This is a genomic window from Mesotoga infera (genome assembly GCA_011045915.1).
GTDB lineage: Bacteria > Thermotogota > Thermotogae > Petrotogales > Kosmotogaceae > Mesotoga > Mesotoga infera_D.
The window spans coordinates 1-9,287 of the sequence record DSBT01000005.1; the positions used below are offsets into that span (position 1 = coordinate 1).

General features: G+C 49.2%; 8 protein-coding genes. 3 read left to right on the forward strand and 5 right to left on the reverse strand.

The window, feature by feature from the left end; all coding sequences use genetic code 11:
• Positions 1-1,763, reverse strand: a 1,763-nt coding sequence (locus ENN47_00110) for a hypothetical protein (GenBank protein ID HDP76593.1), incomplete at its 3' end; no start/stop codon positions are given.
• Positions 1,764-2,237: 474 nt separating this feature from the next.
• Between ENN47_00110 and ENN47_00115 the strand changes: the two genes are divergently transcribed.
• Positions 2,238-3,308 (forward strand): DUF362 domain-containing protein, encoded by a 1,071-nt coding sequence (locus ENN47_00115; protein ID HDP76594.1) that lies wholly within the window; start codon positions 2,238-2,240, stop codon positions 3,306-3,308.
• 33 nt (positions 3,309-3,341) lie between these two features.
• Here ENN47_00115 and ENN47_00120 read toward each other — a convergent pair whose 3' ends face one another.
• A complete protein-coding gene (locus ENN47_00120) occupies positions 3,342-4,646 on the reverse strand; it encodes a glycosyltransferase family 1 protein (GenBank protein HDP76595.1) in 1,305 nt (434 codons plus the stop codon).
• Positions 4,647-4,840: 194 nt separating this feature from the next.
• On the opposite strand from ENN47_00120, the gene elbB reads away from it, so the two are divergent.
• Complete coding sequence (gene elbB, locus ENN47_00125; GenBank protein HDP76596.1) at positions 4,841-5,512, forward strand: isoprenoid biosynthesis glyoxalase ElbB; 672 nt, start codon at positions 4,841-4,843, stop codon at positions 5,510-5,512.
• A gap of 23 nt (positions 5,513-5,535) precedes the next feature.
• Here the strand turns inward: elbB and ENN47_00130 are convergent, their stop codons facing one another.
• The 3 genes from ENN47_00130 to ENN47_00140 form a co-directional block, all read right to left on the reverse strand.
• Positions 5,536-6,483, reverse strand: coding sequence for a UPF0104 family protein (locus tag ENN47_00130; protein ID HDP76597.1), 948 nt, complete (start codon positions 6,481-6,483; stop codon positions 5,536-5,538).
• Positions 6,483-7,358, reverse strand: a complete 876-nt coding sequence (locus ENN47_00135; GenBank protein ID HDP76598.1) for an acetamidase/formamidase — start codon at positions 7,356-7,358, stop codon at positions 6,483-6,485. The genes ENN47_00130 and ENN47_00135 overlap by 1 nt, the downstream gene beginning before the upstream one ends.
• 67 nt (positions 7,359-7,425) lie before the next feature.
• Positions 7,426-8,319 carry a hypothetical protein gene (locus tag ENN47_00140; protein HDP76599.1) on the reverse strand — a complete coding sequence of 298 codons (894 nt, stop codon included), beginning with the start codon at positions 8,317-8,319 and terminating at the stop codon, positions 7,426-7,428.
• A 104-nt stretch (positions 8,320-8,423) separates the two neighbouring features.
• Here ENN47_00140 and ENN47_00145 point away from each other — a divergent pair.
• The coding region (locus ENN47_00145) for a TIGR00341 family protein (GenBank protein ID HDP76600.1) at positions 8,424-9,287 on the forward strand (864 nt) is incomplete at its 3' end.

The window sequence follows — 9,287 nt, forward strand, 5'->3', positions numbered from 1 at the left end:
AAAACTGAAAATGCGAGACTGATCGCCTGGCTTCTGGAGAAACTCTCCATGTGAAGCTGAATAATACGGGGTGTGCCCGTTAGGGTGACTTTGAATTCCGCTGGAAGTATCTCCTTAAGGCCGCTTTCAACGCGGACAAGAGTTCGGGAGATGTCTCTTGTGTTGGTATTTCTTATGTAGGTGTGAATAGCTACTTTTGAAGAGTCTTGATTGACGTAGCCCTGAATTCCGGTCCCCGCAATCGTGCCTCTCAGAAGGTTCAGCTGCACTTGAGTCGGTTGGCCAGAATAGACGCTCTCAATCAAATTCGCAAAAGTTGAGGTCTTCGAGAGAATATCAAAACCCTCCAGGAACCTTTCCAGATCATTCAGAGTATCTATGAAGTCCGGTGTAAGTACAACGCCAGGCTGGTTTGAATCAACGACTATCAGGAGAAAGGTGGAGCCGCCAAACCTTTCCTCAAAGGCCTCTACTCCCTTTGAGACTTCGCTCCCCTTCCTGAAATATTCCGAAAGATTCGACTCGAACTGCAAGTTAGCAATTCCAACTAAACACACGATTACCGCCAGAATTGACAGATATGTCACCGGTTTTCTGTGTCTGGATACTGAAAGAGAGAGTCTGTGTAGCAACATGTCTATGAGCGGTTCCTTGAATCCTTTTGAGGCGGCGATCACAAACCTAGGAGTTGGCAAGACTTTGATAAGCGCCGGGACGGCTAAGAGTGAGAATATCATAGCGTAAAGAATCCCGAATACGCTGAAATAGCCGAATTCACGCATCGGAATCACGCTTGAGAAGGCGAGAGAACCAAAACCCCCCGCTGTGGTTAGCGAGGTCATTACAATTGGCAGAATCATCGACCTCATCGTCTGCATTATTGCCTCTCTCTTTAGCGAGCCTCTCAAGATCTCCTCTCTGTACCTGCTGAATATGTGAATACTGTCGGAGCAGCCCATGGCTATCAAAAGAATTGGAAGAACTGCACTCACTATAGTGAGTGGAGTATCCGTCACTGCCATTAGTCCGAGAGTCACCGTCACACTTGAGAGCACTGTGAATGCCGGTGTTAGAACACCGGCAACACTCCTGAAAGTGAAAAAAGTCACGAGAAAGACAATGACTATGGCTATCGGAAACAGCAGGAGAACATCTGCAATGACAGTGTTGTCAACTGAATAACCCAGAAATAGTTCGCCGGTCAATCTATATCTGTCCACGCCCCACTGTGAATCAAGTGTCTTCTGAATTTCCTGAATAGCCGTCTTTCCCCTGCTGCCCAGTCCGCCTCGTACATACAGTCTCACGAGGGCGGCGTCGCCTTTTGAGCTGACCGTGAAGTAGCTATCAAAACTCTTTTCGAGCGACTTCCTGAAAGCCTTGACTTCCTCGACCGTAGGTGGAACCTGCGTCGCAACCGGAACTGTCCTTATGGCCAGACCCTGAAGAGTGATATAGGTAGCATCAAGAGGGCTCAGAGCCCTCGAAACATTTGGAATTTGTCTTATGGTCGAGACTGTCTCGGACAGTTTCTGCCATGAGGCGGGATCATCCATGTCTCCTAGAAGCACAAGGTACAGCGGTTCCCAGACAGAGAATTCTCTGGCGGCCAGTTCAATCTCCCTTATTACTCCCTCGGAGTCCGAGGCAAGGTTGTCGATATTTGTTTCAAATCTCAACGAGGTAACTCTCAATCCGAAAAGAACCGTGATAGCGATAAACGCAAGGATTACCAACCACGGAAAAGTTATACTTAAAGACATCAGTCTTTCCGATGCTTTCAACAAGACTCGGGTTATGAATGGCCGCTTTCCGGCCTGTAGTCTTTTCAGCTTCTCCAGCTCCCCAAAGAGGCGGTCGATTACTGATATGATACCATTGAGAATGTAGGTTGAAACATTTCGTCCGTGATAGCGATTGGCTTTCAACGTGCTGGAAATAAGAGATGAGCCTTCCAGGGTTCGCGGAGCTTTGGACAGAGGTTTATTCTAGAACAGTTAATATGGAGGGAGATGCGGATTGGATATTGCCGGAAAAATCAAAGGTGGTTTTCTCCGACTCCTGAATTCAGTTTCAAATTACTCTCTTGATGCGTTGTTTTTGCTTTGAGTAGCTTCAGTCATGCTATATTGATTAGTCGGATAGTCAGCCCGGGATAGGAAAATTGAGAGGGATCATGGACCCGGCCCGGAGCTTTGGATTTTACAAAGGTTTTTCCTATAAGGGAGGAGACTAATATGAGCACAGTCTATTTCACGGATATCGATACTACTCCACAGATGGGACTTCTTTCAAAGGTCGAGGCTCTAGTTAAGAGAGCCGGTCTTGAGGACGTAATTGAGGCCGGCAAGCTTGTTGCAGTCAAGCTTCACTTCGGAGAGTACGGAAACTTAGCCTATATCCGTCCCAATTACATCAAAGTCATCGCCGATCAGATCATAGAGCTTGGAGGCGTTCCATTTCTGACGGATGCAAACACCCTCTATAAGGGAAGCAGGGCTAATGCGGCAGATCACATGAAAACCGCATCTTTGAACGGCTTTACGATGGAGTCGGTGGGCGCGCCGGTTGTAATCGCCGACGGACTTAGAGGCTCAGACGAAATCGATGTCGAGATAGAAGGTGAATACATCAAGAAAGCGAAAATCGCATCGGCGATAGCTCTGGCAGATGCCCTCGTTGTTGTAAGCCACTTCAAAGGACATGAGCAAACTGGATTTGGAGGGGCTCTCAAGAACATTGGAATGGGTTCGGCCTCAAGGGCCGGAAAGATGGAGCAACACTCCGAGTCGAAGCCTGTTGTAAGAGAGGCAAACTGTGTGGCTTGCGGAATGTGTGAGAGAAACTGTCCGACCGGGGCGATTACGGTCCAAAGAGTCGCAAGAATAGACTACGATCTCTGTATCGGCTGCGGTCAATGCATTGCCATGTGCAACTACGGTGCGATGAGCGCCGGACCGGGAGGCACCCCAGAATCTCTGAGCAAAAAGATCGCCGAATACGCTCTTGCGGCTTCAAAAGGAAAGAAGGCCCTCTATATCTCCTTCATCAACAACGTGTCGCCAGATTGCGATTGCTGGCACATAAACAGGCCTCCAGTCGTAGAAGACATCGGCATATTAGCCAGCAGAGATCCGGTGGCTCTGGACAAGGCATGCATAGACTTAGTTATTAAAAGACTGGGATACGATCCTTTTGAGAAGGCCCATCCCGGCATCACCTGGCATCATCAACTGGACCATGCCGAAAAAATCGGACTGGGAAAAGCTACCTACAGACTCCAAAAAGTCGCCTGCTTCGGCAGGTAGCAATGAAAGATACGTTAAGAGGTCTGTTATTGCTCAAACCAGATCGACTATCAGTTCCTGAATTATTTCACTAAGCGTTTCGAAACTGAATTTCTCTCTTCCAAGCTCGAAGTTTCTCTCAGTGACTTCTATGTATCTATCCCTATCAAAGAGAAGTTCGGAAATATCTTTTGCGGCGTTAATGATATTGCGGTCGGGAATCTCTGCCAACCCTTCTTTGTAGCCATACTGATCACCTAAATCCACAAAAGAGATCCCGCTGTCCTGAATGTCGCTCTTGAATACACTGTATCTAAACAGAGCGAGCGGTTTCCTGTATAAAATCGCCTCCAGGAGCTGGTTTCCCCAGCCTTCGAATACTGTCGGATATGTCACGATATCTGCGATGCCGTACGCTTCGAAGAAGGCCGACTGGTTCAAAGAGGAAGAAGAGGAAACGTCAATCACTTCTACGCCGAGCGCGCCCGCAAGCTCATCGAGCTTCTTCCTGTAATCGGCCGACTGCCTTTCGGTCAATCCGGAATACACGAGAACTGCCCTTCCGGTAAACGGTTCCCCGTTGTAAAGCTTCTTCCCCTTCAAAGATCCGGCGAAATCATTGAAATGCGCGAGAAGCCTTATGGAGATCTCGGCTGCCTTTCTCTCGGTTATCCTGGTTGCCTGCAGAAAGACGATATCTCCCCTTTCTATCCCGGCCTGACTTCTTAGCCTTCGACTGCGCTCGTCGGAGATCGAGACTGGTCCGCCGAAGTCCATCACATTCGGCACGACCGTTGCCCTGATCCCCCTCCTGTTAAAAAGATCGGACGCTGAAATCGAGTTGATCGTCAGGTTCTTGACGTTTGGAAGATCGGGAGGGAAGTAGTTCTCGAGGAGTTCCATGACGCTTCGATAGGGACTGCAGTAGTAAGGCCGGTCCCACCAGAAGTCGTGGTTGTGAGAGATAAACGGCTTGCTCGACTCCTCCGCGAAGTCATGCAGAGCCAGTCCCGCAGGTATAGACCACCCAAGCGACCAGATGTTGTTCGGTATAAGAAGATCGAAGTTGGAGAGAACAGATCTGAAACTGCCGAGAATCTCGGCGGTTCTCATGGAAAGTTCATCCAGCAGGGCACGCTCCGACGTGGGAACGCTGCCGTAGAGCTTCGAATTCAGGATTTCATTTCTCTCGTCGTTGTATTCTATCTCCGGAATCACAATGTCTACACCGGGAGCGTTGTTTCCCGCGATTATATCCACCGAGCTTCCCATTCTCGAGAGGACTTTGCGCCACTTTTCCATTTCGAGGGAAACACCGTCCATTAATCCTGCCCTGTAGTGAATCAAACCCACTCTCATAAGAACACCCCCTTGCCGAACAATCACAGGAATTCACTACTAATATCCAATAATCTCGCCGCCATGTCAACAGTCTGGATGGTCCATACACTGACGAGTCATTTGGAACGGGGGGCAAAGATGATAAAATCCATTAATATTTCTATCTGTCAAAGAAAAATTGACTCTTGATGCTTCTATAAGGAGGGGCTGAATTGAAGTGTGGAGTGGTGCTTACAGGTTGTGGCTCGGAGGACGGAACAGCCGTTGACCAGGCCATAATGACTTTCCTCGCTCTGGAGAAGGCAGGGGCCGAGGTTGTTTCTCTGGCACTCGACAAGGATCAATACGAGGTTATCAACCACCAGACAGGAAAACCGGCTGAACTTGAACAGAAGCGAAACCAGCTCGTAGAATCAGCCAGACTGATCAACGGACCGGTAAACGACATCGATGCCTTCAGTGGGGAGGAGCTGGACCTGCTCGTTATTCCCGGAGGGAAGGGAGTTCTGAAGAGCCTCTCTACTTTCGAAGACGAAGAGGATCACTACAGAGTGAACAATAGCCTTGAAAGGCTTCTCGTCAACTGCTTCAACGGCAAGAAACCTCTGGGAGCGATCGGAGAAGGCGTCCTGATACTTGCAAGGGCTCTCGAGAACGTAGCCTCCAATCTTACCGTCACTGCCTCGGGCAATCCAGAAGATAGGATGACCGTTCTCGAGAAGCTGGCTATAGATCATGTCCCCTGTGAGGTCGGAGAGATATGCGTCGATAAGACAAACAAAGTTGTAACTGCTCCGCTTCTTGTTCGAGAAGATGGCCTCATGGAAAAGAATGAGAGCATCGAGACCTTCGTCAAGAGGCTGTTCGATTTACTCCCGCTCTGAATCCCTGCCATAACGTTTTTCCACTAGGCCTTTTCAGAACCTCTGTAAAGAAGTTCGCTGGCGGCAAAAGAAACCATTGCGATAATGAAGGGAACGAGGTAGAAGATTATCCTGTACAGTATCAGCGCCGCCACCACAATATCCGGCTCTAAAGACGGCGAGAGAATCACTATCGTAAGCGCCTCAAATACTCCCAGACCTCCGGGGACCTGGCTGGACAGACCTGCAAACTGCGACAGCAGGAAGACGCCCAGAACCTCAAAATAACCGATCTCCGGGGGGAGGAGCATGAAAAGCACTCCTGCGGAAAGCAGCCAGTCGAGAATGGATATGCCGGTCTGAAAAAGCGTGAACGACTTTCCCGGAAGAGAGAAACTCTTTCCTTTTATTCTGAACGGACGTTTTCTGAAGCTGACCACCACCATATAGAGAACGTAGATCCCGGCAGAGGTTATTCCAATAGCCTTCAGAGATCCAAAGGGTACCGCGACAGCACCCTGAAGAACGGGCGGCCAGAGAGTGAACAGGATGCCTGAAAGGGCGAAGAAACCGAGCCAGAAAGTTAGATAGTTGAGGATTATTATTGCGAGAATCTTTCCTCCAGAGACCCCCCACTTCCCGTATAATCTGAAGCGGACGCTTGTGCCCGAAAGAAAAGTGAAACCGATATTCTTGCTGAAAGTGTATCCAACGAAAGAGACAAGCGCCGTCGAGGAAAATTTCAGTCTGACTCCCGACCTTCTGGAAGCGATCAGATCATAGAAACTCAGATTGAGGTAAGTCAGAAAGGTCAGGAAGACTGCGATCACTAGCCTCGAAGCGGGAACCTCCCCGACTTTCGATGCAATATCGCTGATAGTGTAGCGACCCAACTCTCTAACAAGAACGTAAATTGAAACACTGAATAACGCGATTCCCAGAAAGGGCAAGAGCCTTCTGAAAGACAGCAGTGCCTTCCCAAAACTGCCCACTAGAGAATCTCTTTAGGAACTTTTACCCTTACGGTTACGAGAGGATTCACCAGTTGACTTATCATCAAATCACAGGCAATGCTAGTAAGCATGTAAGACTTCTCTCTGGGAATAGACTTCCAGTCGGAGATAAATTCGATTGCCCTCTTCACTGCCCCTCGACTTGCCTCTTCCATAGTCTGCGCGCTGAACAACAGGTAGAAGGCATCTTCGGTTTCTACCGTGGGACTTTCGACGGGCATTTTGTCTATATCTACACTGAGCCTCACCAGGGCTCTTATCTCGACGCCTGTGCCGCCGACTTCCCCGTCTCCCATCCTCGCATGTACGTCACCGAGGGAGAGATTGCCTCCTTTAATGAAGACCGGTAGATAGACTCTTGAACCCGCCATGATATTCTTCGTGTCAAGGTTTCCTCCATGCCTCCCCGGGGTCGTACAGGGAATGGATTTGTCTGCCGGAGCATTGCCAATTACGCCTATCATTGGCCTGACCTCTATTCGCTCTCCCATAAAGGACACGTAGTTGCCGTGAATCTTTGCGATCTCCGTGACGCAACTCTTCGATACGTTGGTTACGGGTCCCCATGAGGGGCAGGTCTCGATGACTCCCTGATCGTCCAGCTCTATGCTCTCTATACTGACTACTATCGTGTCACCCGGCATCGCTCCCTTCACTGCGATGGGCCCGGTGGCCGGATTCACATGAGTGAAGTCGAAGTCTCCTCCGACCGTCTGAGACTCTGAGACGATCCTGTGGCAAAAGCAATCCTCCGTCTCCACAATTACCGTATCACCCGGGCTCACCTCCAGAACGGGCTTGTGTTCAGGCGACATATCGTACACGACTCTGTCTCTTCCGATTCTGTGTAACACGGGACGCACCTCCATTGACTGATATTGTCTCAATACTACCTCGACGTTGTTTTAATCCAAAGAGATATCATATGTTTATTATAATCAGTGAGACCAGCACCATTCCAAGGGAAATCATCTCGAGCTTCTTGAGCTTTTCACCGAATAGCAGCATACTTCCAAGACCGATCATCACAACGCTTCCCGCGCTGTAAACGGGGAAGACCACGGAACCCTTCATTTCTTCAAGAGCCATTATGAGAAAGAATGAAGAGAAGAGATTGGGCAGCCCCACAATTAACCCCACGAGTGCTTCCCTCTTGTGAAAAGATTTCCCCGACCTTTTCAGAAAAACCGCGCTTATCGCGAAAGCGCTGGCAAAAACGCTGAAGAGAAAGACATTCTTGTAGCCGCTGACGGTGTAGTTCTGGAACAACTTGTTCATAAATTCTGCCAGTCCGCCGGTAATGAATAACATAATGAGAGCGGCCTTAAAATTCTTTTTCCCCGATCCGAAAGGGTTGTTGACGAGTACGATAGAGCATATGGCGAGAGCTATCCCGACCCACTGGAGCACTCCGGGGTATTCCTTCCACACCAGAAGAGACAAGAGCATGGGAATCAGGATTCCGAGTTTTCCGAATGCCCCGGATAGACTAGCGCCGCTCTCTTTAACGCTCTTCTGATAGAAAACAAACGACAGGAAGAAGAACAGTCCGGCTACCAGACCCAACGAAAGACCCCATACAACACTGCTGGTAAGGCTGAAGACTCCGTTTCCCTCAACCATCACTTCTTTCAAAGAACCTCCGCCCGGCCCCAAATCCGGTCTTTCTATGGCAATCATGGTCAGAGCAATCAGAAAAGCGCTAAGATAATTGAACGTGGTAACCGCAAGCCTGTTGTAACTTCTCCCCTCGGTCACCTTGAAAATCATTGCTATAGAGGAACTGGAAAGTATCGCCAGCAAAAGATAGACCACTCCGACCTCCCTGATTCCACGCCTTCTCTTCTTAGTTGCAGGTGTAGTATATTCTTAGCAAGTACAACAATTATGCCACAGTCTCTATACGGGATGGTGATTAGATGGCCGAAAGATTGATAGAAGTATTTTCAGGCTCCGACCCTGAAAAAGATCTTGAGGAAATGCCGGAAGAAAAATCGATAATCGCCCACTGGATGGTTAAGACATCGGAAAAGCTCTGGCAGACGAAGATACTGGCGCTTGCCGAAAACAGCGAGAAGGTCCTGGACTCTCTCGAGCAGCGCTTCACCCAGGATGAGTCCTTCAGGGCGATACTCTTTCAGGTGGAAGCCTCGCTTCCAAGAACTCAAAAAGAGAAGAAAGAAGAGGAACAGGCCGAGGAAGAAGAGAAGAAGCCCGAGAAGGGAATCTTCAAGCGAATAAGCAGAGAAGAGCTGTATCACGACATCTCTGAAATGATATCTAACGACGCAGTTGACATAACAATGATTATTCTTTCGACCATCGTCGCAACGATAGGGCTTCTTAGGAACAGCCCTGCAATAATAATCGGGGCGATGGTCATCGCTCCAATGCTCGGGCCAAATGTCGCACAGTCTTTCGCAACGACGCTCGGAGATTTCGGACTTCTTGCAAAATCCGTGAGAACGAATCTGATCCGCATCGGACTGGGCTTTACCTTCGCTCTTGTCTTTGGGCTCCTGTTGAGGCTAGATTACACGACTCACGAGATAACCAGCCGTACGGTGGCAGACATTGGTGACATTGTGCTCGCCTTTTCATCCGGGACGGCCGCAGCTCTCTCAATTACCTCCGGCGTCTCAACATCTCTTATTGGAGTCATGGTTGCCGTTTCACTGATGCCACCGTTGGCTACTGCAGGAATGCTGCTGGGCAGCGGCAATGTGGCCGGCTTTTCCGGGGCGATACTCCTTTTCTTTGTAAACATAGTCTGCATAAACCTT

What these genes read in the sequence shown, in the direction of transcription:
- ENN47_00115 (HDP76594.1), top strand. Translation starts at nt 2,238, where the DNA reads ATGAGCACAGTCTATTTCACGGATATCGATACTACTCCACAGATGGGA.
- ENN47_00120 (HDP76595.1), bottom strand. Translation starts at nt 4,646, where the DNA reads ATGAGAGTGGGTTTGATTCACTACAGGGCAGGATTAATGGACGGTGTT.